Here is a 22,853-nt window from a genome sequence, read left to right on the forward strand (position 1 = left end):
CGTCGCAGGATCCTGCGAAGGTGGCTGGTTGCGCTCGGAGCACCCGGTTGCGAGATGCGCAACAAGTGCCGAGGTGGTCGAGATGCCTGACCTGTACGTCGACGGAGCGTGGGCGAGTGCGGCCGCGGGTGGCCGGCGCGAGATCCGCTGCCCCGCGGACGGCTCGGTGGTCGGCGAGGTCGACGAGGCCGGTGGCGAGGACACCGCGCTCGCCATCGGTGCGGCGCACCGGGCGTTCCAGGAGGGCAGCTGGCCCGCCACGTCCGCCCGCGAGCGGGGGGACCTGCTCCTGCGCCTCGCCGACCTGCTCGAGCGCGATGCGGACGAGGTGGCCCGCATGGAGTCGCTCGACACCGGCAAGCGCTTCGTCGAGAGCCAGTACGACGTCGCCGACGTGGTCTCGGTCTTCCGGCACTACGGGCGGGTGGCGAGTGAGGACGCCGGGCGCGTCGTCGACACCGGGAACCCCGACGTGGTCAGCCGCATCGTGCACGAACCGATCGGCGTGTGCGGCCTCATCACCCCGTGGAACTACCCGCTCCTCCAGGTCTCGTGGAAGGTCGCGCCCTGCCTCGCGGCGGGCAACACCTTCGTGCTCAAGCCCAGCGAGCTGACACCCCACTCCGCGATCCACCTGATGCGGCTGCTCGAGGAGGCAGGCCTGCCCGCGGGGGTCGGCAACCTCGTGCTGGGAGCCGGCGCGAGCGCGGGCGCCCCGCTCTCCTCGGACCCGCGCGTCGACCTGGTCTCGTTCACCGGCGGGCTCGAGACGGGCCGGGCGATCATGGCGACCGCCGCGGCGACGGTGAAGAAGGTCGCCCTCGAGCTCGGCGGGAAGAACCCCAACATCGTCTTCGCGGACGCCGACCTCGACGTGGCCCTCGACTTCGCCCTCACCGCGGTCTTCCTCCATTCCGGCCAGGTGTGCTCCGCGGGCGCCCGGCTGCTCCTCGAGCAGTCGATCCACGATTCCTTCGTCGACGCCCTCGTCGAGCGTGCGGGTGCGATCAGGCTCGGCGGGCCCTTCGACGACAAGGCCGAGACCGGCCCGCTGACCAGTGCCGCCCACCGCGACAAGGTGGAGGCCTACGTCGCCCGCGGCCTCGCAGAGGGAGCGGTGCTGCGGTGCGGGGGTGCGCGCCCGCAGGACCCCGCCCTGGCCGACGGCTTCTACTACCTCCCGACGGTCCTGGACGGCTGCACCACCAGCATGTCGGTCACCCAGGACGAGTCCTTCGGCCCGGTGCTGACCGTGGAGACCTTCCGCGACGAGGACGAAGCCGTGCGCATCGCCAACGACTCGATCTACGGCCTGGCCGGGGCCGTCTGGACCCAGGACGCCGGTCGGGCGCAGCGGGTGGCCGGGCGGCTGCGCATGGGGACGGTGTGGATCAACGACTACCACCCCTACGTCGCCCAGGCCGAATGGGGCGGCTACAAGCAGTCCGGCACCGGGCGCGAGCTCGGGCAGGCGGGCCTCGACGAGTACCGCGAGACCAAGCACGTGTGGCACAACATCCGCCCCGTGCCGCAACGCTGGTTCGGCGAGTAGGCGAGGACCATGGGAGCGGACCGGTACGACGTCGTCATCGTGGGAGGTGGCTCCGCCGGGTGCGCGCTCGCCAACCGGCTCTCCGCCGACCCGGGCACCTCGGTGCTGGTGCTGGAGGCCGGACGCACCGACCGGTTCGACCCGCTGATCCATGCTCCGGCCGCCCTGCCGTTCCCCATCGGCAACCCGCTCTACGACTGGAGGTACGAGTCCGAGCCGGAGCCGGCGATGGGCGGTCGCCGGATCTACCACGCCCGCGGCAAGGTGCTCGGTGGGTCCTCCTCGATCAACGGGATGATCTTCCAACGCGGCAACCCGATGGACTACGAGCGATGGGCCCGCGAGCCCGGCATGGAGTCGTGGGACTACCGGCACTGCCTGCCCTACTTCAAGCGGATGGAGTCGCTCGTCCTGCCCGACGGGCAGATCGGGGCCGACGCGTGGCGCGGCGGGTCGGGACCGCTCAAGCTCGAGCGGAGTCCGGCCACCAACCCGCTCTTCAGTGCGTTCTTCGAGGCCGCGCAGCAGGCCGGCTACCCCCTGACCGACGACGTCAACGGCTACCGCCAGGAGGGCTTCGGACGCTTCGACCGCAACATCGTCAAGGGCGTGCGGATGTCCGCGGCCCGTGCCTACCTGCACCCGGTGATGAAGCGCAAGAACCTCACCGTCGAGACCTTCGCCCACGCCACGCGGATCCGCTTCGAGGGCCGCCGGGCTGTCGGCGTCGACTACCTCCGCGCGGGCCGGCGGCACGAGCAGGTCCGCGCGGGTGAGGTCATCCTGTGCGGCGGCGCGATCAACTCCCCGCAGCTGCTGCAGCTGTCGGGGGTCGGCAACCCCGACCACCTGCGACCGCTGGGCGTCGAGGTGGTGCACGACCTGCCGGGGGTGGGAGAAAATCTCCAGGACCACCTCGAGGTCTACATCCAGTACTCCTCGCTCCAGCCCGTCTCGATCGTCGAGGGACTCAAGTGGCGCAACCGTCCGCTGGTCGGGCTCGAGTGGCTGGTCAAGCGCACCGGCACCGCGGCGTCCAACCACTTCGAGGGCGGGGGGTTCTGCCGCTCCAACGAGGACGTCGACTGGCCCAACCTGATGTTCCACTTCCTGCCGATCGCGATCCGCTACGACGGCTCGGCGGCGCCCGGCCAGGACAAGTACGCCCACGGCTACCAGGTGCACATCGGACCGATGTACGCCGACACCCGCGGGTGGGTGCGCATCTCCTCGACGGACCCACGGCAGAAGCCGAAGATGCTCTTCAACTACCTGTCCACCGACAACGACCGCCGGGAGTGGGTCGAGGCAGTGAGGGTGGCGCGCGACATCCTCAACCAGCCCGCCTTCGCCCCGTTCAACGGCGGTGAGCTCTCGCCCGGTCCGGTGGTGGGCACCGACGAGGAGATCCTCGACTGGGTGCGCAAGGACGCCGAGACCGCGCTGCACCCCTCCTGCACGGCGAAGATGGGCACCGACGAGATGTCGGTCGTGGACCCCGGCAGCATGCGGGTCCACGGCACCGAGGGCCTGCGGGTCGTCGACGCCAGCGTGTTCCCCTACGTCACCAACGGCAACATCTACGCCCCCGTGATGATGGTCGCCGAGAAGGCTGCCGACCTCATCGCCGGGAACACCCCGCTGCCCGCGGCCGACGTGCCCTACTACCGGCACCGCGACGGCACACCGCCGTACCCACCGGGCGACAGTCGCAACCACGAGGAGCAGCCATGAGCACCCTGACCGACCGGGAGACCGGCACCAGCGCACCCACCGGCGACGCGGCGCTGTCGGTGCGTCACCTCTGGAAGATCTTCGGCAAGGGCTCGGACTCCATCATCGGCACCCCCGACGCCGAGCTGTCGCGGGCCGATCTCAAGTCGAAGACGGGATGCGTCGTCGGCGTGAAGGACGTGTCCTTCGAGGTCGCACCCGGTGAGGTGTTCGTGGTGATGGGCCTGTCCGGCTCCGGGAAGTCCACCCTCGTCCGGTGCCTCACCCGGCTCATCGAACCGACGTCGGGCGAGGTGATCATCGAGGGCGACGACGTCACCAAGGCCAACCAGTCGCAGTTGCGTGAGCTGCGGCGCAACCACGCCTCGATGGTCTTCCAGCACTTCGGCCTGCTGCCGCACCGGCAGGTGATCGACAACGTGGCCTACGGGTTGGAGATCCGTGGCGTGCCCAAGAAGGAACGACGGGCCAAGGCGCAGGAGGTGGTCGACCTGGTGGGGCTCTCGGGCTACGAGATGTCCTACCCCGACCAGCTGTCGGGCGGCATGCAGCAGCGCGTCGGGCTGGCCCGTGCGCTGGCCGGTGACCCCTCCCTCCTGCTCTTCGACGAGCCGTTCTCCGCCCTGGACCCGTTGATCCGGCGGGACATGCAGAACGAGGTGATCCGGCTCCACCACGAGCTGGGCAAGACGATGGTGTTCATCACCCACGACCTGGCCGAGGCGCTCAAGCTGGGCGACAGGATCCTGATCATGCGCGACGGCGCGATCGTCCAGGTCGGGACGCCCGACGAGATCATCGGTGCGCCGGCGGACGACTACGTCCGCGACTTCACCTCCGAGGTGCCGCGCTCGCACGTCCTGACGCTCAAGTGGGTGATGCACGAGCCGGACGGCGACGCCCTCGACGGGCCCGCCCTGCAGGTCGACCAGGTCGTCCGGGACGCGGCCCGGGTGGTCCTCGACCACCAGGGCCCGTGCCGGGTGCTGGACGGCGACAGGCTCGTCGGTGTGGTCGACGACGAGGACATCCTCCGCGTGGTGGTGGCCGAGGAGGAGGCGAAGGCATGAGCACCGTCCTCGCGCCCCCGCCGCAGCCGGCGGCCACCGAACCGCCCCCGCCTCCCCCCGAGCCGCGGTCCCTGCCCCGCTGGGCCTGGGCCCTGGTCGTGGTCGGGGTGTGGATCGTCGTGTGGTCCTTCACCAAGGGCCAGGACACGCTCGCGCTCGGTGCCCGTGAGCACACCGACCTGCACAACCAGTTCACCGAGTTCCGCGACGCCGTCCTCGCGAGCCGCGACACGAACCCGGTCATCCAGTTCACCTACCAGCTCGGCGAGTGGTTCACCACGGCCGTCGAGTGGCTGCAGCGCATGATCTCGATCCCCGACTTCCCGCGCCCCGTGCCGCAGATCGGCTGGATCGGTGTCACCGCCGTCGCGACCTGGGTCGGACTGGCCGTGGCGGGTTGGCGGATCGCGCTCCTGGTGGCCGCGTCGTTCTTCTCCTTCGGACTGTTCGGCTATTGGTCGGACTCCATCGACCTGCTGATCGTGACCTTCGTGTCGGTCAGCGTCGCCATCCTGATCGGCATGCCGCTGGCAGTGCTGCTCGGCACCACCAACCGGGCCGGAGCCTCGGTCCTCAACACAATCCTCGACATCCTCCAGACGATGCCGTCGTTCGTCTACCTGCTCCCGATCGTGCTGTTCTTCGGCATCGGCGCGAGCGCTGCGGTCGTCTGCACGCTGATCTACGCGCTGCCCCCGCTCATCCGGATCGCCGGCCACGGCATCCGCTCGGTGTCGGGCATGACCATCGAGGCCACCGACTCGGCCGGGCAGACGAGCTGGCAGCGCCTGCGCAAGGTGCAGCTGCCGATGGCCCGCAAGACCATCGTGGTGGGGATCAACCAGACGATCATGGCGGCGTTGTCGATGGCCACGATCGCGGCGTACGTCGACGGGCCGGGCCTCGGCCAGCCGGTGCTCTCGGCGCTGTTCAAGAACGACGTCGGCGGCGCCTTCGTCCCAGGCATGCTGATCGTCGTGATGGCGGTCATGCTCGACCGGTCGACCACCGCTGCGAGCGAGGCCTCCGAGAAGGCCGCGCGCGGTGGCATCGACCTGCGCAGGAGGCGGATCGTGCTCGCAGCGGCCGCGGTCCCGGTCGTGGTGGCGCTGTGGGCCTCGCGCTACTACCCCGACCTGGCTGAGTTCCCGGAGAACGACCTGGGGAGGACGATCGCCGACGCCGTGAACAGGTTCACCGACTGGTTCATCGACGTCTTCGGCGGGGTGACCGAGTGGTTCAAGGACCTGATCACCTACGGCTTGCTGAACCCGATGCAGGACCTGCTCGCCGAGTCGCCGTGGTACGTCTCCGCAGCCGCCATCCTCGCCCTCGCTTTCGTCCTGGGCGGGATGCGGGCGCTGGTCCCGGCCGTCATCTGCGTCGCCGGTATCTGGTTCTTCGACCTCTGGCACGACGCCATGATCACGCTCAACATGACGCTGGTCGGCACCGTGCTGGTCATGGTGCTGGCGCTGGTGTTCGGGGTCCTGATGGCCCGGACCAAAGCCGTCGACCTGCTGCTGCGACCGGTGCTGGACGCCGGCCAGACCATCCCGCCGTTCGTCTACCTGATCCCGATCCTGGCGCTCTTCGGACCCTCACGGTTCACCGCCATCCTCGCCGGCGTCATCTACGCCGCTCCGGTCGCCATCAAGCTGGTGGCAGACGGGGTCAGCGGTGTCTCCCCGACGACGGTGGAGGCCTCCCGGTCGACCGGGTCCACGACCTGGCAGGAGATCACCAAGGTGCAGCTGCCGATGGCCCGCGGCTCCCTCGTGCTGGCCGCCAACCAGGGCCTGCTCTACATGCTGTCGATGGCTGTCATCGGCGGCCTGGTCGGCGCGGGCGCGCTGGGCTACGACATCGTCCTGGGCTTCTCCCGGTCGGAGGAGTGGGGCAAGGGCGCGTGCGCCGGCCTCACCATCGTCCTCATCGGGATCATGATCGACCGCATCGCACGCGCGGCAGCGGACCAGGACGCCGTCACCCACGACCCGACCAAACGCCCCTGGTGGCGGTCCGCGATGGGCTGACCGACCGCGACACCCGACTCGGAAACACAAGGAACGCACAACGCACGACGTAGCTGAGGAGACCGGAATGCAGAACAGATGGATGCGCGGAGCCCGGGCGGTTGCGGCCGTGGGGTGCCTGGCAGTGGTTGCCGCCTGCGGAGGTGGGTCGATCGATGAGGAGACCCAGGCCAACGAGGAGCAGGCCGACGCCGCGGGCGGGCAGTGCGACGAGCTCAACATGGCCGTCAATCCGTGGGTCGGCTACGAGGCCAGCGCCTACGTCGTGGGCCAGGTCGCCCAGGAGCAGCTCGGGTGCACGGTCAACTACAAGGACCTCAAGGAGGACGTGTCCTGGCAGGGCTTCGGCACGGGCGAGGTCGACGTGGTCATCGAGGACTGGGGACACCCCGACCTCGAGAAGAAGTTCGTCGCCGAGAAGGGCGGCGACGGCAGCGCCACCGACTTCGGCGAGAACGGCAACGTCGGCATCATCGGGTGGTACGTCCCCGGGTGGCTGGCGGAGGAGCACCCGGACATCCTGAGCTACGAGAACCTCAACAAGTACGCCGCGGAGTTCGAGACGTCGGAGTCCGGCGGGAAGGGTCAGTTCCTCGGCTCGGACCCGTCCTACGTCCAGTTCGACGAGGCGATCATCGACAACCTCGACCTCGACTTCAAGGTCGTCTTCTCCGGCGGTGAGGCCGCGACGATCACGGCCTTCGAGCAGGCCCAGGACAAGAAGCAGTGGCTCATCGGCTACTTCTGGGAGCCGCAGTACATCCATGCCGAGGTCCCGATGGAGCAGGTCGAGCTGCCGGAGTACACCGATGGGTGCCAGGACGACCCGGCCACGGTCGCCTGTGACTACCCGGAGACGCCACTGAAGAAGTTCGTCTCCACCGAGTGGTCGGAGTCCGACTCCACCGCCGTCGACCTGGTGAGGAACTTCAGCTGGACGAACGACGACCAGAACCAGGTCGCGGCGTACATCACCAGCGACAAGATGTCGCCGGAGGACGCAGCGGCAAAGTGGATCGAGGAGAACCAGGACAAGGTCGACGCCTGGATCGGGTAGGGGGCAGCGGGCCCCGGGCGGCCTTGACACCCGCCCGGGGGAGGGCCATCGTACGTTCGTTGCAAGTCACGCACTAGGTTGCGCAAGACGCAACCGGATGGGTAGGCGACATGGCTCTCAAGGAACCCGTGGGCGAGTCCGTGGTCCCACCTGCAGGGAGGGACGGGCACTTCCCGCTCGACAAGGTGACCTTCGGCGTCGCTGCCGGCCTGGCGGTCGCGTTCCTCCTCTGGGGCACGATCGACTCCGAGGGGATGGGCGAGACGACGTCCACGATCCTCGGCGAGCTGACGTCGCTGTTCGGCTGGCTGTTCATCCTCGTCAGCGCGGTGTTCCTGCTCTTCTCCGCCTACCTCGCAATCACCCGCTACGGCAACATCCGGCTCGGTCCCGACGACTCCAAGCCGGAGTTCTCGACGTTCTCGTGGGTGTCGATGATGTTTGCGACCGGCATGGGCATCGGACTGATGTTCTGGGGGGTCGCCGAGCCGCTGACCTACCTCACCGCCACCGACGCGAGCAGCATCCCGCCGGGCCGCGGCGACCCGTCGACCCCCGACAGCGCACGCGTCGCGATGGAGTACGCCTTCTTCCACTGGGGCTTCCACCCGTGGGCGATGTACAGCGTCATCGGTCTCGCGATCGGCTACTTCGCCTACCGCAAGGGTGCCGGCAACCTCGTCTCCGGGGCCTTCGGGCCGCTCCTGGGGGCACGCGCCACGCAGGGCCCCGGCAAGGCGATCGACATCATCGCGATCTTCGCCACCCTCTTCGGCTCCGCCACGTCGCTGGGCCTCGGCGCCCTCCAGATCACGGGCGGCCTCGACGACGTCTTCGGCAGCGGCCAGTCGAGGTGGCTGACCGTCGGGGTCATCGCGGTGCTGACGCTGTGCTTCGTCCTCTCGGCCGTCACCGGCGTCGAGAAGGGCATCCAGCTGCTCTCCAACGCCAACGCGATCGCCGCGCTCCTGCTCGTCTTCTTCCTCTTCGTGGTCGGGCCGACGGTGTTCATCCTGAGCACCTTCACCGAGTCGCTGGGCGGCTACCTGACCCACCTGCCCACGATGGCCTTCCGCACCGGAGCCTTCGGGGGCAGTGAGTTCCTGAGCGCCTGGACGATCTTCTACTGGGCCTGGTGGATCTCCTGGACGCCCTTCGTCGGGATGTTCATCGCCCGCATCTCCAAGGGGCGCACCATCCGGCAGTTCGTCATCTACGTGATCCTGGTTCCGAGCCTCGTCTCGTTCGTGTGGTTCTCGATCCTGGCCGGCTCCGCCTTCGACCTGCAGCTCTCCGGCGCCAAGGACCTCGGCGCGGTGCTCGCCGACCAGGGCACCGAGAGCGCGCTGTTCGCGACGCTGAGGGAGTACCCGCTCTCGAGCATCACCGTCGTGCTGGCCGTGTTCCTCGTGGCGATCTTCTTCATCACCGGCGCCGACTCGGCCTCGATCGTGATGGGCATGCTGAGCCAGCACGGCAAGGAGGAGCCGATGCGCTGGCTCGTCATCTTCTGGGGCGTCGCGCAGGGCGCGGTGGCGGCCGTGCTGCTGTTCTCCGGTGGGCTGGGCGCACTGCAGACGCTGGTGATCATCGTGGCGGGGCCGTTCATGCTGGTGATCTGCGCGATGTGCGTGTCCTTGATGAAGTCGCTGCGCGCGGAGCCGTACGAGTCGACGCTCCCGTCGCGCGTGCGCAAGGCCGTGCTCCACGCCCAGAGGTACGACTCGGTGGAGAACCACTCGGTCGCCCTTGCGGCGCTCGGCGCCGACCCCGACGAGGTCAGCCCGGGCCCCGACGAGGACAAGCGGGCCTGACCCAGCCCGGTCCTCCTCGACCGACCGACCGACCGCCCCCGCGCACCCTTGACAGTGCGCGGGGGCGGCGGCGTACATTTCAGGAGTCGCACATAGCGCAACGAGTTGCGTGATACGCAACTCATCGAGTCAGCCCGCACAGGAGCCAGCCATGGCAGATGTCCCCGCGACCGCCGGCGTCGTCGTGATCGGAGCCGGCATCGTCGGCAACAGCCTCGTGCACCACCTCACCCGCCTCGGGTGGAAGGACGTGGTGCAGATCGACAAGGGGGCGCTGCCCAACCCGGGCGGGTCCACCGGCCACGCGTCCAACTTCATCTTCACCGTCGACCACTCCCGCGAGATCACCGACCTGACCCTCGACTCGGTCGCGCAGTACAAGGAGATGGGCGTCTTCACCGAGTCCGGCGGCTTCGAGATCGCGCGGACCGAGGAGCGGATGGAGGAGCTGCGGCGACGCATGTCCAGCGCGCGGGCCTGGGGCATCGAGTCCGAGCTGGTCAGTCCCGCCTTCGTCAAGGAGCGCGTCCCGTTCATCGAGGAGGACCAGTTCATCGGGGCGTTCTGGACCCCCGGGGTGGGCGTGGTCGACTCGCTGCGCGCCGGCACCATCATGCGCGAGCGGGCGCTCGCGACGGGCGAGCTCACGGTGGTCCCGACGGTCGAGGTCGTCGGGCTCGACACCGAGGACGGGCCGCGCGGACGGCGGATCACCCGCGTGCGCACCACCGGCGGCGACATCGAGACCGACACCGTCGTCATCGCGGCGGGCGTGTGGAGCCCCAAGCTCGGCGACATGGCAGGCGTGAGCATCCCGCTGACGCCGGCGGTGCACCAGATGATCAGCGTGGGCCCCTGCCCGCAGCTGGCGGAGAAGGAGGGGGAGATCTCCTTCCCGATCGTCCGCGACATGGACACCTTCTGCTACGAGCGCCAGCACGGCGCCGACATGGAGGTCGGCTCCTACGCCCACCGGGCGATCCTCCACGAGCCCGAGGACATCCCCTCGATCGAGCAGGCCAAGCTGTCGCCGACCGAGATGCCCTTCACCTCCGACGACTTCGACCCCCAGCTCGAGCAGGCCTACGAGCTGATGCCCGAGCTGCTCGGAGCCGAGGGCGCGGAGATGCGCTACGCCATCAACGGCCTGCTGTCCCTGACCTGCGACGGCAACCCGATCCTGGGCGAGAGCGAGGTCGCCGGCCTCTGGACCGCCGCCGCGGTGTGGATCAAGGAGGGACCCGGCGTCGGGCGAGCGGTCGCGGAGTGGATGACCCACGGCCACTCCGAGATCGACCTGCACCACAGCGACATCGCGCGCTTCCACCAGCACCAGAAGCGTCGCGAGCACACCCGCCTGCGCACGACCGAGTCCTTCATCAAGACCTACGGCATCGTCCACCCCGGCGAGCAGTACGAGTCCGACCGCGACCAGCGGCTCTCCCCGATGCACGACTCCCAGGCCAAGCTCGGCGCCGTCTTCTTCGAGACCGCCGGTTGGGAGCGGCCCTTCTGGTACGAGTCCAACGCACCGCTGCTCGAGCAGTACGGCGACGCCGTGATGCCGCGCGAGCACGAGTGGGACTCCCGGTGGTGGAGCGCGATCATCAACGCCGAGCACCTCCGCATGCGCGAGGCCGCGGCGGTCATCGACCTGTCCGCCTTCTGCATCTTCGACATCACCGGCCCGGGCGCCCTCGACGCGGTCCAGCGCACGTGCGTGGCGCAGTGCGACGTCGCGGTCGGCAAGGTGATCTACACGCCGGTGCTCGACCCCAAGGGCGGCTTCCGCTCCGACCTCACCGTGATGCGGCTCGGCGACGACCACTTCCGCGTGGTGACCGGCGGCGCCCACGGCATGGCCGACCGCGCCTGGTTCTCCGGGCACCTTCCCGAGGACGGTGCCACCACGTTGATCGACCTCACCGACGACGTGTCCACGATCGGTGTCTGGGGTCCGCGGGCGCGCGACATCGTCTCCTCGCTGACCTCCGACGACGTCTCCGACGCCGGGTTCGGCTTCCTGACCTGTCGCGAGGCCGACCTCGGCGGCGTCCCGGTGCTGGCCTCGCGCATCTCGTACGTCGGCGAGCTCGGCTGGGAGCTCTACGTGCCGATGGGTCGGGCGGCCGAGCTGTGGGAGGCGTTGCTCGACGCGGGCGCCCCGCACGGCGCCGTACCCGCCGGCATCGGGGTCTACGGGACGACCGGCCGCATCGAGAAGGGCTACCGGGCCTACGGCGCCGAGCTCGACTCCGAGCGGACCATCGTGGAGGCCGGCATGCAACGGCCCAAGGTCAAGGCCGCCGACTTCGTCGGCAAGGAGGCCTACCTCGCCCAGCGCGAGGCTGCCCCGGCGGCGGTGCTGTGCACTCTCACCGTCGACGACCACACGTCGGCGTCGGGCATGAAGCGCTACATGCTCGGCGGCGAGCCGATCCTGACCCGCGACGGCGGCACGCTCACCGACGGGCACGGTCACCACCCCTACGTCACGAGCGCCGGGTCGGCGCCCTCCCTCGGCAAGCACGTGCTGATGGCCTACCTCCCGCCCGAAGAGGCGGTGATCGGCAACGAGCTCGCCGTGTCCTACATGGAGGAGCTCTACCCCGTGACCGTCGGCTCGATCGATGCGACACCCCTCTTCGACCCGTCCAACGAGCGGATCAGGTGATGGTGAACCCGCTCGTCTGCGTCAAACGGGTCGTCGACTCGTCCAGCGAGGTCGTCCTCACCGAGGACGGCCAGGGCGTCGACGGCCGCTTCGCCGGCTTCACCACCAGCGCCCACGAGGAGTGCGCCGTCGAGCTCGCGGTGCGGATCGCCGCCGACCAGGGTGGCGGGGCCACCGTGGTGACGCTCGGCGACGCCGACGCGGTCGAGCAGCTGCGCTCGGCGCTCGCCGTCGGCTGCACGGCGGCCACCCACGTCCTCGCCGACGCCCAGGCGTTCGGGCCCGCCGACGTCGCGCGCGAGCTCGCGGTCGTGGTCCGCGACCACGAGGCTGCCGGCACCCCGCACGAGCTGGTGCTGCTCGGCAACGACGCCGCCGACAGCGGCGACCACCAGGTCGGGATCCGGCTGGCCCACGAGCTCGGCTGGCCGGTCGTCAACGGCGTCAGCACGGTATCGGTGGCCGACGGGGTGGTGACCGCCAGCGGCGCCGGACCCGTCGGGCACGAGACCTACCGGGTGCCGCTGCCCGCCGTCGTCACCGTGCTCGAGGGCGGTGTCGAGCCGCGGTACCCGACGGTGCCGGGCCGGATGAAGGCCAAGAAGGCGCCGGTCGAGGAGCGGCAGCCGGCCGCGGAGCCGGCCGGGCCCTCTCGCGTGCGCCTCGTCCTCCCGCCGCCGTCGCCCTCGACGGTGGAGGTGCTCGGCGAGGGCGCCGCCGCCGCTCCCGCAGTGGTCGACCTCTTCGAGCGACTGGGGGTGCTGGCCCGATGATCGTGGTGCTGGTCGAGGTCTCGCCCGCGGGCGAGGCCGTCGAGACCTCTCGCGAGGCGATCACCTTCGCCCGCGACCTGTCCGCCGCCGGTGGCGGCGTCCCGATCGACGCGGTCGTCATCGGTGCGCCCGACGACGCCCTCGCCGGCGTCCTCGCCTCCTACGGCGTGCGCCGCGTCCACGCGCTGACCGGGCCGGCCTACGACGCCTTCTCCGGCGCGGCCTGGGCCACCGGCGTCGAGCACGTCCGTGCGAGCGCGGGCGCTGTGGTCGTGATGGCGTCCGGCACCCCGCGCGGCAACGAGGTGCTGGCCCACCTCGGGGCCCGAGCCGCGGTGCCGATGGCCGCCAACGTCGTGTCGTTCGGCGGGCTCTCGCCGTTCACCGTGACCCGCCAGGTGGTCGGCGGGTCGGCGCTGGAGGAGATGCAGCTGTCCCAGCGCCCGGCCCTCTTCACCGTCGCCGGCCACGCGGTCGAGGCGCGCCCCGCGGACGCACCCGGCGCGGGCGAGCTCGTCGTGGAGACGCCCGCCGTCCCCGACGCCGACCTGGTCGCCCGCGTCGTCTCCACCGACGAGCCCGAGCCCGACCTGTCCGGGACGCTGAAGTCCGCGAAGGTCGTCGTCGGCGCCGGCCGCGGCGCCGGGTCCGCCGAGGGGTTCGACGACCTGCTCGAGCTCGTCGACCTGCTCGACGCCTCGCTCGGCGTCTCGCGGGTGGTGACCTCCCTCGGCTGGCGACCGCACCACGAGCAGGTCGGCCAGACCGGCAGCCGGATCTCGCCGGACCTCTACATCCCCTGCGGCATCAGCGGCGCCATCCAGCACTGGGCCGGGTGCAGCAGCGCCAAGGCCATCCTCGCCATCAACACCGACCCGGACGCCCCGATGGTCACCAAGGCGACCCACGCCGTGATCGGCGACCTGCACGAGATCATCCCGGCGGTCAACGCCGAGATCCGCCGGAGGCGCGGGTAGGGACGCGAACGGCTACCGGATCCGGCGCTCGCACGTCCGCACCCGCTCGCCCTGGCAGACGTCGTACCGGGGTCCACCGTTGACGCGGTCCTTGCCCTGGCCGCCGATGAGGCGGTCCTTGCCGGGCCCGCCCACGATGATGTCGCGGCCACGGCCGCCGGAGATCACCGCGCGGTGGGTGCCGCACCTCGGGGTGCCGAGGTCGGCGGAGACGCCGAAGGCGGCCAAGGGGCCGTACTCGTCCTCGCTGTCGCCGTACTCGACCAGCTGCTTGATGACGTCCTTGCCCGGCCCGCCGTCCGCGTTCACCCGGCAGGCAACGAGCTTCATCGTGTCGCCCCGGTTGGTCCCGCGGACCTTTGCCGTCTTGGCGGACATCACGTGGCTCTCGAAGTTGCGGATGCGGGTCGGGGCCCGGCTGTCCTTGTCGTCCACCCGGCGGTCCAGCTTGGCCTCGAGCCGCAGGGTCGGCACGTCGAGGATCAGGCTGTCGTCGCCCTTGTTGCCCTTCACCATCGACGACCTCCCGCCGAGGCCGTTGGTCCGGTAGATGTCGCTCCCGCCGCCGAGCTGCACGTCACGGTTGAAGGTCGCCGGGGCGTCGACCCGGAGGGTCTCGTTCTCATCAGTGCCGCGGAAGGTGAGCGTCCCGCGCGCGGCCTCCGTGTCGAACCTGAAGTTGTCGAGGTCGCCGGTCCACGTCAGAGACGTGTCGCCTCCGGTGACGGACCCGTTGGCGTCCACGCGCACGTCGCCGAGGGCCGATCGGAGGAACAGGTCGCTGTCGAGGCCGACGTCGACCGCCCCCGGGGCGGTCTGGACGCCGCTCCAGAAGACGTAGCCGGACGAGTCGATGATGTCGGCGTTCGGCCGGCCGGCCATGCCGGTTCCACACACCACGTCATCGCCGCCGAGAGCGCCGACACGCGTCGCACCGTTCGTGACGATGACGTCCGCGCCCTCCGTGCCCACGATCCTGCCCCCGGGGGTCCCGACGATGGTCGCCGCCTGCCCCTGGCATGTCTCGCCCGCTGCGGCTCAGCTGGACTCCTGGCCGCGGGGCACCACGTTGACGACGGTCTCGTCGATCGTCGACTCGTCGCCGTCGCTGACCTGGACCGCGACGGGGTAGCTGCCCGGCGGCCGGTTTCCCCGGAAGGTCGCCACGGGGCCGGTGGCGTCGTCGAACTCACCGTCGCCGTCGAGGTCCCACGCGTAGGTGAGCTCGTCACCCTCGAGGTCGTAGGACCCCGAGGCGTCGAGCTCGACGCGCGCACCCGGCTTGACCGTGTACGGCCCCCCGGCGTCCGCGACCGGAGCAGTGTCGAGGCTCAGGCCGACGATGACCGGGTCGTGGTCGCTCGATCGGTACGCCGTGGGCTCGTAGAGGGGCAGCGCCGAGGACTCGCGCTCGAAGGCTGCCTCGCCCGCGTCGCGGACCTCGTCGTTGTAGTCGAACAACGGCACCTCGTCGGCATTGATCTTCCAGCCGCCGGCGCCCGTCACCTGGGCTGCGAGCGACTCGGTGGCCAGGGCGTGGTCGAGGTGGCCGAGGAGACCGTCGAAGACGTACCCGTAGGACTCCAGGCCTTCGGAGCGCTCGAGCAGGTCGACGTAGCCGGCCGTCTCGAGGGTGGTGATCGGCCGCTCCATCGAGTAGGAGTTCAGGTCACCGATGATCAGGAAGTCGGGGTCGCCGCTCCCCGTCGGGTCGCTCGCCAGGTGGTCCGCGAGTGCCGCTGCTGCGCGGGTGCGGGTGAGGTCGCAGTTGCCGGACCCGTCGGCGGGCGAGTCGTCGCCGGCTCCACAGCCGGAGCCCTTGCTCTTGAGGTGGTTCACCGCGGCGGTGAACCGCTCGCCGGTGGCGATCTCCTCGAACGTCTGGATCAGGGCCGGACGGTTCGCGTCGTCGTCGAACCGGGCGTCGTCCTCCTCGGTGAGCAGGTCGTGGTCGCCGACCGGCGCCACGGTCGCGGTCTTGTAGAGGAAGGCCTGCTTGATGGCGTCGGTGCCGATGAAGCCCGTGTCGATGTAGTCGTACGTGCCCGGCGACGTGGCGGCGTTGAGCGCGTCGACGATCTGCTGGGTGGCGAGACCCGCGTCGTTCTGGATCTCGATCAGCCCGAAGACGTCGGCATCGATCGTCTTGAGGGCAGCCACGATCTTGGCGAGCTGGCGCTGCCGCTCCTGCTCGGAGTCGGCACCGCGGCAGTCGTCGGTCCCGCTGGGGCCGCACGGCCCGCTGTTGTTCGACGACGTGGTGTCGATCGTCGCGAAGTAGTTGAGCACGTTGAAGCTCGCCACCTGCAGCCTGCCGCCGACGTCGTCGGGGGAGGCGGGGCGGGGGTTGGCCGCCTCGAACGTGTAGTCCACACCGGGCACGGGGCGCAGCTTCCAGGCCCCGAAGGAGTACTCCATGACACCTGTCAGGTCGGTGATGGTGTCCCCGCCCCGGAAGTAGTTGCCCGTGCTGAGACCCGGCGTCGGGTAGTAGTAGGGCTCGTTGTTGAGCGGACCGCTGGTGGCGTCGTTCTCGTCGTTGCTGTCGTCGTCCAGGATGATGCGGCGCGTGGCCAGGTCGTCCAGGAACGCCTGGTAGCCCTCGACGGTGGGCGTGTTGGTCTGGGTGTACTGGAACTCGCGCGCGTCGGCCGTGAGGACGACCTCGCCGAACCGCGCGAGCTCGAAGTACTCGCTCACCGCCAGGGTGGTGGAGATGGTCGTGAGCATGCCCTCGACCGGCTCGAAGGTGGCGGGTGCCGTCGTTGAGGAGCTGGCCGGCAGTGTCACGACGGTGGCGCTCGGCAGCGGCAGGCCGGAGGCCAGCACGTCGACGGACCCGTCGGTGACGTCGATCTGGGTGTTGTTGAAGAACTCGGCGACGGTGCCGGCCACCTCCACCCGGTCACCGGCGGCGAGGCCCGTCGGGCAGGTCGAACCGCAGAAGACGTAGATGCCCTCGGACGTCGCCGGGTCGGCGTCCGCATCGGCGTCCTCCTCCTGGACGTAGAAGCCATTGAGGGCGTCGTCATCCGTGATGAGGGAGGTGACGACGGCCTCGACCTGGACCTCCTGGCCGACGAGCGGCGATGCGGATCCCGAGCCCTGGACGGTCGAGATGAGGCTCGTCTCCAGCGGCGCAGTGACCGTCACGGTCACGGTGCAGACAGCCTGGGCGTCGTCGTCCGACGTGGCCGTGACCTGCACCTGGTAGGTGCCCACCGCGGTCGAGCCCGCGACAGTGAGGGTCGCGGTCGCGGCCTCTCCCTCCTGCGTGGGGGCGGTCGATCCTTCGAGCGTGATCCCCGGCACCGCGTCCGAGGTGATGGCGAGGTCGTCGATGCCGCTGTCGGCGTCGGTGGCCGACACCGGTGACGTGGCCGCCTCACCGGTGGTCGTCTCGACACCGGGCTCGCAGCTGATCGTCGGCGGCTGCGGGTCCCCGGACGCGACGAACACCTGGTCGCGGTTGGCGGCACCGGGCGTCTCGGCGGCAGACGCCGCCCACGTGAAGTCGGCGTACGAGTCACCGGTGCCGGTGAGCTGCAGCGACTCACCGACAGGGCCGGCGCCGTTCTCGACGACCCCGATGTCCGTGCTCGTCAGACCGTCGGCAGGTCCTCCCACCGCGGTCATCGTTCCCTCGTAGGAGAGGAACTGAACGAGGCCGCCGCCGGCGTCCACCAGTGCGACACCGTCAGGCGCGCCGTTCTGCAGGACCAGGGGCACCGACAGGAAGCCGAAGCCCGATCCTGTGTCGTCGCCCAGGGTGCCGGTCAGGGCGCCCTGCGGGGTGTACGTCGCTCCGGTGCTCCCGTTGTAGGGAACGATCGTCCATCCCGTCAGGTCCGTGCCTGCCGGCCCGGCGACCTCGATGAACTCCCCGACATCGGCGCCGGTGTTGTCATAGTGCAGCTCGTTGATGAACACCGCGGAGTCCGGGGCAACAGCCTCAGCCGCAGGTGCGACCGCAAGGAGGCTGGCCAGCATGGTGAGCGGCACGGCCGCACGCACCGCCCTCGCCGAGCCGCGACTTGAACCGTGTGTCGATCTGCGCATGTCGGTCACGAGTAGTCCTCGGGGTAGGGGGGGAGCCCGAGGGTAAGCCGCACTCGCGGAGGCTGGCTACGGGCTGACGGCCTGTGACGGGCAGCGTTACCCAATCTTGGGGGTGGCCGCGGACCCCTTTCCGGCCGGGCTGATCGGTGGTTATGGTCGCCACCCACACCCACTCATGCCACGCACTGCGTGCGGCCCGGATGCCACGCTGGCGTGCTTGGCGCGCGCAGTGAAGGAAGTCACGGATGAGGAACAAGCTCGCTCTGCCGGCCACCCTGGTGGCCGCGCTCGGACTGACGATGGCCGCGACGGCAGGACCTGCCGCGGGTGATCCCCAGCCGGGCCGGGCCGAGAAGGCCCAGACCACGACGATCCAGATCCTCGGCCTCAACGACTTCCACGGCGCGCTGGAGCCGCCGGGCGGCTCCGGCGGCCGGATCGGTACGACGGACGCGGGCGGCGTCGAGTACCTCGCGACCCACGTCGACCAGCTGCGCGCGACCAACCCCAACACGATCTTCGTGTCCGCCGGTGACCTGATCGGCGCCACGCCGCTGACCTCCGCGCTGTTCCACGACGAGCCGACCATCGAGGCCTTCAACCTGATGGGCCTGGACTACAACGGCGTGGGCAACCACGAGTTCGACGAGGGCGTCGACGAGCTGCTGCGCATGCAGGACGGCGGCTGCCACCCGGTCGACGGCTGCCAGGACGGCGACGGGTTCGCCGGCGCGGACTTCGACTTCCTCGCCGCCAACGTCGCGTACAAGGACAGCGGCGAGACCATCTTCCCGCCGTACAAGGTCCACCACTTCAACGGCGTCAAGGTGGCCATCATCGGCATGACCCTCGAGGGCACGCCTGACATCGTGACGCCGGCCGGCATCTCGAACGTCGACTTCTTCGACGAGGCCGACTCGGTCAATGCGCTGGTCCCCGTCCTCAAGAGGCAGGGCGTCGAGACGTTCGTGGTCCTGCTGCACGAAGGTGGATCGGTCACCGGTGGGCTGAACGAGACGACGATCAACAGCTGCAACAACCCCTCGGGGGCGCTGCCGCCGATCGTCGACCGGATGGACGACGACATCGACGTGGTCGTCACCGGTCACACCAACTGGGCGGTCAACTGCCTCATCGACGGCAAGATCGTCACCGGGGCAGCGTCCGCCGGCCGCCTCGTCACCGACATCGACCTGACGTTGAGCCGGGCGACCAAGGACGTCGTCGCGCACACCGTCAACAACACGATCGTCACCCGCACCGTCCCCAAGGACCCGGCGCTGACCGAGCTGGTCACGAAGTACGTCGGACTCTCCGCACCGCTGGCCAACCGCGTCATCGGCTCGATCACCGCGCCGATCACCCGGGGGGCCAACGCTGCGGGCGAGTCGGCCCTGGGCGACGTCATCGCCGACGCGCAGCTCCAGGCGACGACGGCTCCGGAGCTCGGTGGAGCCGTGATCGGCTTCATGAACTCGGGCGGCATCCGCGCCGACCTGACCTACCCCAGCAGCCCCGCCGGCGAGGGGGACGGCAACGTGACGTACGGCGAGGCCTTCACGGTCCAGCCGTTCGGCAACAGCCTGGTCACCATGACGGTGACCGGCGAGCAGATCGACACGCTGCTCGAGCAGCAGTTCGACAACCCGGCCGTCGGCCAGAACCGGATCCTGCAGGTGTCGGAGGGCTTCGCGTACAGCTGGAGCGCGTCGGCCCCCACGGGCAGCAAGGTGGACCCGGCGTCCATCACGCTGAACGGAGCCGTGATCGACCCGGCGGCGAGCTACCGGATCACCGTCAACAACTTCATGGCCGACGGCGGTGACGGCTACACGATCCTGCGCGAGGGCACCGACCGCCTCGGCGGCGACGTCGACCTCGACGCCCTCGAGAAGTACTTCGTCGCACAGGGCACCGTGGCGCCCGGCCCGCAGGACCGGATCACCCGCCTGCCCTGACCAGGCACCACGTCGTGGGGGGGGGGGGGGGGGGGGCCCCCCCCCCCCCCCCCCCCCCCGCGCCCCCCCGGGCGGGGGCCGGTCGCCCCCCCGGGGGGGGGGGGGCCTTGTCCTGTCCCCCCCGCCGGCCCTCACCCCCCCCCAGGTGGGGGGGGGGCGCCTAGAACCCCCCCCCCACGACGAGCACGCTGACTAGACGCGCCTCGCGGCGCATTGACGCACAGCGGGCGGGGGTGTCTATTGGGGATGCTGGCTGGGCGGCCCGATGCCAGGGAGCAGACGATGACTGCAGCGAAATACCTCGACGGCAACTTTGCGCCAGTGGCCACCGAGATCACCGCTACGGATCTAGAGGTCACGGGCGCGGTGCCGCCGGGCCTGGCGGGCAGGTACATCCGCACCGGGCCCAACCCGTTCGCAGCCCAGGTCGACACGTACCACTGGTTCGCAGGCGACGGGATGGTGCACGGCGTCGACCTGCACGGCGGTCGGCCACGCTGGTACCGCAACCGCTGGGTCCGCAGCCCCGAGGCGAGCGCGCACTTCGATGAGTCACCGGTGCCCCGCGAGGACGGCGGGTGGTACGCCGGCTCGGGCAACACCAACGTGTTTGCCCATGCCGGCCGGATCCTGGCCGTGACCGAGGGGTCGCTGCCCTATGAGCTGACTGGTGACCTGGACACGGTCGCCACGCGCAACTTCGGCGGCCCTCTCCCCGGAGGCATCAACGCTCATCCCAAGTTCGACCCGAGCACCGGCGAGATGCACGTGATGAGCTATGGCTTCGACAACCCCGCGTTGCGCTACCACGTGATGGACCCGGCCGGGGAGCTCGTCAGCACTGTCGACATCGACCTCCCGGCTCCGGTCATGCTCCACGACATGGGCCTGACCGCGTCGCGGGTCGTGCTCTTCGACCTGCCCGTGCTCTTCGACTTGGAGCTTGCCCTCCAGGGTCTGGCCCTGCCCTTCCGCTGGCGCCCCGACAACGGGGCCCGGGTCGGACTCCTGCCCCGGGCGGGCACCGCGTCCGACGTCGTGTGGATCGACGTCGAGCCGTGCTTCGTCTACCACCCGCTCAACGCCTTCGACGAGGGTGATCGAGTGGTCATCGACCTGGTCGTGCACGACCATGCCTTCGCCGAGGACGGCGAGCCCGTGTCTGACCGCCCGCGTCTGGAGCGCTGGACGATCGACCCACGGGCACGCAAGGTCCTCACCGAGACGATCGACGATCGCGGCACCGAGTTCCCCCGCGGGGACGAACGACTCACGGGCAGCCGCCACCGCTACGGCTTCACGATCGGCCAGTCGTCGGTGCTCGACCTGGGCGCCTTGGGCGATGACCCCCGAACTGCCATTCGCAAGCACGACCTCGTTGGCGGCACCACCGTCGAGATGGACCTGGGCCCCGGCCGCATCGCCAGCGAGATGGTGTTCGTCCCGGCCGACAGCGCGGCCGGCGAGGACGACGGTTGGCTCATGGGCTACGTGTACGACGCCACGCGCGGCGCCAGCGACCTGGTGATCATCGATGCCCACGACTTCGGACATCCGGTGGCCACGGTCCACCTTCCGGTCCGGGTGCCGCAGGGATTCCACGGGAACTGGATCCCCGACTCCGCTCTCGCCTGAGCAATGAATCTCTGGGGAGGCCCGAGACCGCGACCGTGCCGGCACAGCCGGTGCCTTGCGTTCTGGATATTCGGTTTGGGCGACGCTTCTGCTCGGCCGATGATGCCGAGATGACTGTCGACATCACAGCAGCCGATGTTCCCGCCAGGGACGAACTGGTGAGCCTGTACGACGCCGTCGGGTGGGCGACGTACGCGAGCGACCCGGAGACCCTGCACCGCGCGATGCGGGGCTCCAGCCGCGTGGCTGTGGCTCGTCGGGACGGGCAGCTCCTCGGTCTCGCCCGCGTCATCAGTGACGGCGCCACGATCGCCTATCTCCAAGACGTCGTGGTCCGTCCCGCCGAGCAGCGTCGCGGTCTGGGGAAGCGGCTCGTCGAGGAGGCTTTCGCCCCGTTCGAGTCCGTCCGGCAGAAGGTGCTGCTCACCGACGACGAACCGGGCCAGCGGGCGTTCTACGAGGCCCTCGGCTTCGCGGAGACGCGTGACTTCGACGACGGCTCCCTGCGCGCGTTCGTGAAGTTCGGCTGACACTCAGGCGGCGTTAAGACGCAGTTCGACCCGTTCCGAATGACGATCCGGCTAGGGCGACAAGCGCCCTCGTCGGCCGGGCAGCGCGACCGACCTCAACTGGTGCTGTCGAGGATCAGTCGGGTCGCCTCATGCGGTGCGTCCCACTGTGGAAAGTGGCCACACCGCTCGAACCAGTGCAGCACCGCGTCCGGAAACAGTTCCGTCGCACGTGCGGCCTGCCTCGGCACGGTCACCAGGTCACGACGACCCCAACCGATCGTGACCCGGCCGGGCACAGTGCCGGCCGGCGCACCCTGCTGCTTGGGCCCCTTGGTCAGGGCGTCCAAGGCCGCGCCAGTCGACGGGGACTCAGCCAGCCCGCGCACATCCGGCAGCACGATCTCGCGCGAGAGTGCCCAGGGCCGCGCCGACAACTGCGCCAACAGCAGCGTCCTTCCCACGGGGTTGCCCAGCAGTGCTGGCAGCGTGCCTCGAAGCGCCCGGACCAGAGCGATCGATGGCCGAAGCGTGGCCCCGAAGACGGCGAGCTCGCGGTCGCTCCAGAAACCACCCGGGTCCAACGCCACGGTGTCGCCGCCGACGCCTCGCCGTGCGAGCTCAAGCACCATTCGACCACCCATCGACTGGCCGACCGTCGACACCCCGTCCAGACCCTGTTCGCGAACGAATTCTGCGACGGAGTCGGTCAGGGTGGCGATCGAGACCTCGCCGGTCAAAGGAGGCGACTCGCCGAAACCCGGCAGGTCGACGGCGATGACCTCACGGCTCTCGGCCAGCTCGTCGATGATCGGGGACCAGGATCGCCATCCAGCGCCCAGACCGTGCACGAGCAACAACGGCCTGCCGCTTCCGCGGCGCGCATGGTTCAACGTCATTTCTTGAACGCTAGCCCACGCGGAAATCTGTGCATCGCCTCCGCAAGCCGATCCGCAACGCGAGACACTGATCCACACACTCCACCGCTGCTAGATCCGGACGTTT

Annotated in this window: 15 protein-coding genes; 12 read left to right on the forward strand and 3 right to left on the reverse strand. The window is 70.0% G+C overall.

The window, feature by feature from the left end:
* Positions 1-82: 82 nt before the first annotated feature.
* The 9 genes from HOO61_RS07955 (at position 83) to HOO61_RS07995 (ending at position 13,687) form a co-directional block, all read left to right on the forward strand.
* Positions 83-1,552, forward strand: coding sequence for an aldehyde dehydrogenase family protein (locus HOO61_RS07955; RefSeq protein WP_172258037.1), 1,470 nt, complete (start codon positions 83-85; stop codon positions 1,550-1,552).
* Positions 1,553-1,561: 9 nt separating this feature from the next.
* The gene (gene betA / locus HOO61_RS07960) at positions 1,562-3,286 is read left to right on the forward strand and encodes a choline dehydrogenase (RefSeq protein WP_172258038.1); all 1,725 of its coding nucleotides are present in this window, start codon (positions 1,562-1,564) and stop codon (positions 3,284-3,286) included.
* Positions 3,283-4,356, forward strand: coding sequence for a glycine betaine/L-proline ABC transporter ATP-binding protein (locus tag HOO61_RS07965; protein ID WP_172258039.1), 1,074 nt, complete (start codon positions 3,283-3,285; stop codon positions 4,354-4,356). Before betA ends, HOO61_RS07965 begins: the two co-directional genes overlap by 4 nt.
* Positions 4,353-6,392 (forward strand): proline/glycine betaine ABC transporter permease, encoded by a 2,040-nt coding sequence (locus HOO61_RS07970; protein WP_172258040.1) that lies wholly within the window; start codon positions 4,353-4,355, stop codon positions 6,390-6,392. Before HOO61_RS07965 ends, HOO61_RS07970 begins: the two co-directional genes overlap by 4 nt.
* A 67-nt stretch (positions 6,393-6,459) precedes the next feature.
* Positions 6,460-7,449 (forward strand): ABC transporter substrate-binding protein, encoded by a 990-nt coding sequence (locus tag HOO61_RS07975; RefSeq protein ID WP_216658579.1) that lies wholly within the window; start codon positions 6,460-6,462, stop codon positions 7,447-7,449.
* Between the two features lie 110 nt (positions 7,450-7,559).
* Positions 7,560-9,263 carry a BCCT family transporter gene (locus HOO61_RS07980; RefSeq protein WP_172258041.1) on the forward strand — a complete coding sequence of 568 codons (1,704 nt, stop codon included), beginning with the start codon at positions 7,560-7,562 and terminating at the stop codon, positions 9,261-9,263.
* Between the two features lie 151 nt (positions 9,264-9,414).
* Positions 9,415-11,937, forward strand: a complete 2,523-nt coding sequence (locus HOO61_RS07985; RefSeq protein ID WP_172258042.1) for an FAD-dependent oxidoreductase — start codon at positions 9,415-9,417, stop codon at positions 11,935-11,937.
* Positions 11,937-12,710 (forward strand): electron transfer flavoprotein subunit beta/FixA family protein, encoded by a 774-nt coding sequence (locus HOO61_RS07990; protein WP_172258043.1) that lies wholly within the window; start codon positions 11,937-11,939, stop codon positions 12,708-12,710. The genes HOO61_RS07985 and HOO61_RS07990 overlap by 1 nt, the downstream gene beginning before the upstream one ends.
* Positions 12,707-13,687, forward strand: a complete 981-nt coding sequence (locus HOO61_RS07995) for an electron transfer flavoprotein subunit alpha/FixB family protein (RefSeq protein WP_172258044.1) — start codon at positions 12,707-12,709, stop codon at positions 13,685-13,687. The genes HOO61_RS07990 and HOO61_RS07995 overlap by 4 nt, the downstream gene beginning before the upstream one ends.
* Before the next feature lie 12 nt (positions 13,688-13,699).
* Here the strand turns inward: HOO61_RS07995 and HOO61_RS08000 are convergent, their stop codons facing one another.
* Positions 13,700-14,569, reverse strand: a complete 870-nt coding sequence (locus HOO61_RS08000) for a hypothetical protein (RefSeq protein WP_172258045.1) — start codon at positions 14,567-14,569, stop codon at positions 13,700-13,702.
* A gap of 156 nt (positions 14,570-14,725) precedes the next feature.
* Positions 14,726-17,689 carry an ExeM/NucH family extracellular endonuclease gene (locus tag HOO61_RS08005; RefSeq protein ID WP_172258046.1) on the reverse strand — a complete coding sequence of 988 codons (2,964 nt, stop codon included), beginning with the start codon at positions 17,687-17,689 and terminating at the stop codon, positions 14,726-14,728.
* 302 nt (positions 17,690-17,991) lie between these two features.
* Here HOO61_RS08005 and HOO61_RS08010 point away from each other — a divergent pair, with 302 nt between their 5' ends.
* From HOO61_RS08010 to HOO61_RS08020, 3 genes are all read left to right on the forward strand, one after another.
* Positions 17,992-19,704 carry a bifunctional UDP-sugar hydrolase/5'-nucleotidase gene (locus tag HOO61_RS08010; protein WP_172258047.1) on the forward strand — a complete coding sequence of 571 codons (1,713 nt, stop codon included), beginning with the start codon at positions 17,992-17,994 and terminating at the stop codon, positions 19,702-19,704.
* Positions 19,705-19,986: 282 nt separating this feature from the next.
* A complete protein-coding gene (locus tag HOO61_RS08015; protein WP_172258048.1) occupies positions 19,987-21,339 on the forward strand; it encodes a carotenoid oxygenase family protein in 1,353 nt (450 codons plus the stop codon).
* 158 nt (positions 21,340-21,497) lie between these two features.
* Positions 21,498-21,869 (forward strand): GNAT family N-acetyltransferase, encoded by a 372-nt coding sequence (locus tag HOO61_RS08020; protein ID WP_367650069.1) that lies wholly within the window; start codon positions 21,498-21,500, stop codon positions 21,867-21,869.
* 95 nt (positions 21,870-21,964) lie between these two features.
* Here HOO61_RS08020 and HOO61_RS08025 read toward each other — a convergent pair whose 3' ends face one another.
* The gene (locus HOO61_RS08025; protein ID WP_172258050.1) at positions 21,965-22,747 is read right to left on the reverse strand and encodes an alpha/beta fold hydrolase; all 783 of its coding nucleotides are present in this window, start codon (positions 22,745-22,747) and stop codon (positions 21,965-21,967) included.
* Between the last annotated feature and the right edge of the window lie 106 nt (positions 22,748-22,853).

Origin of the sequence: Nocardioides sp. zg-1230, from assembly GCF_013155335.1 — a bacterium.
Taxonomy (GTDB): Bacteria; Actinomycetota; Actinomycetes; order Propionibacteriales; family Nocardioidaceae; genus Nocardioides.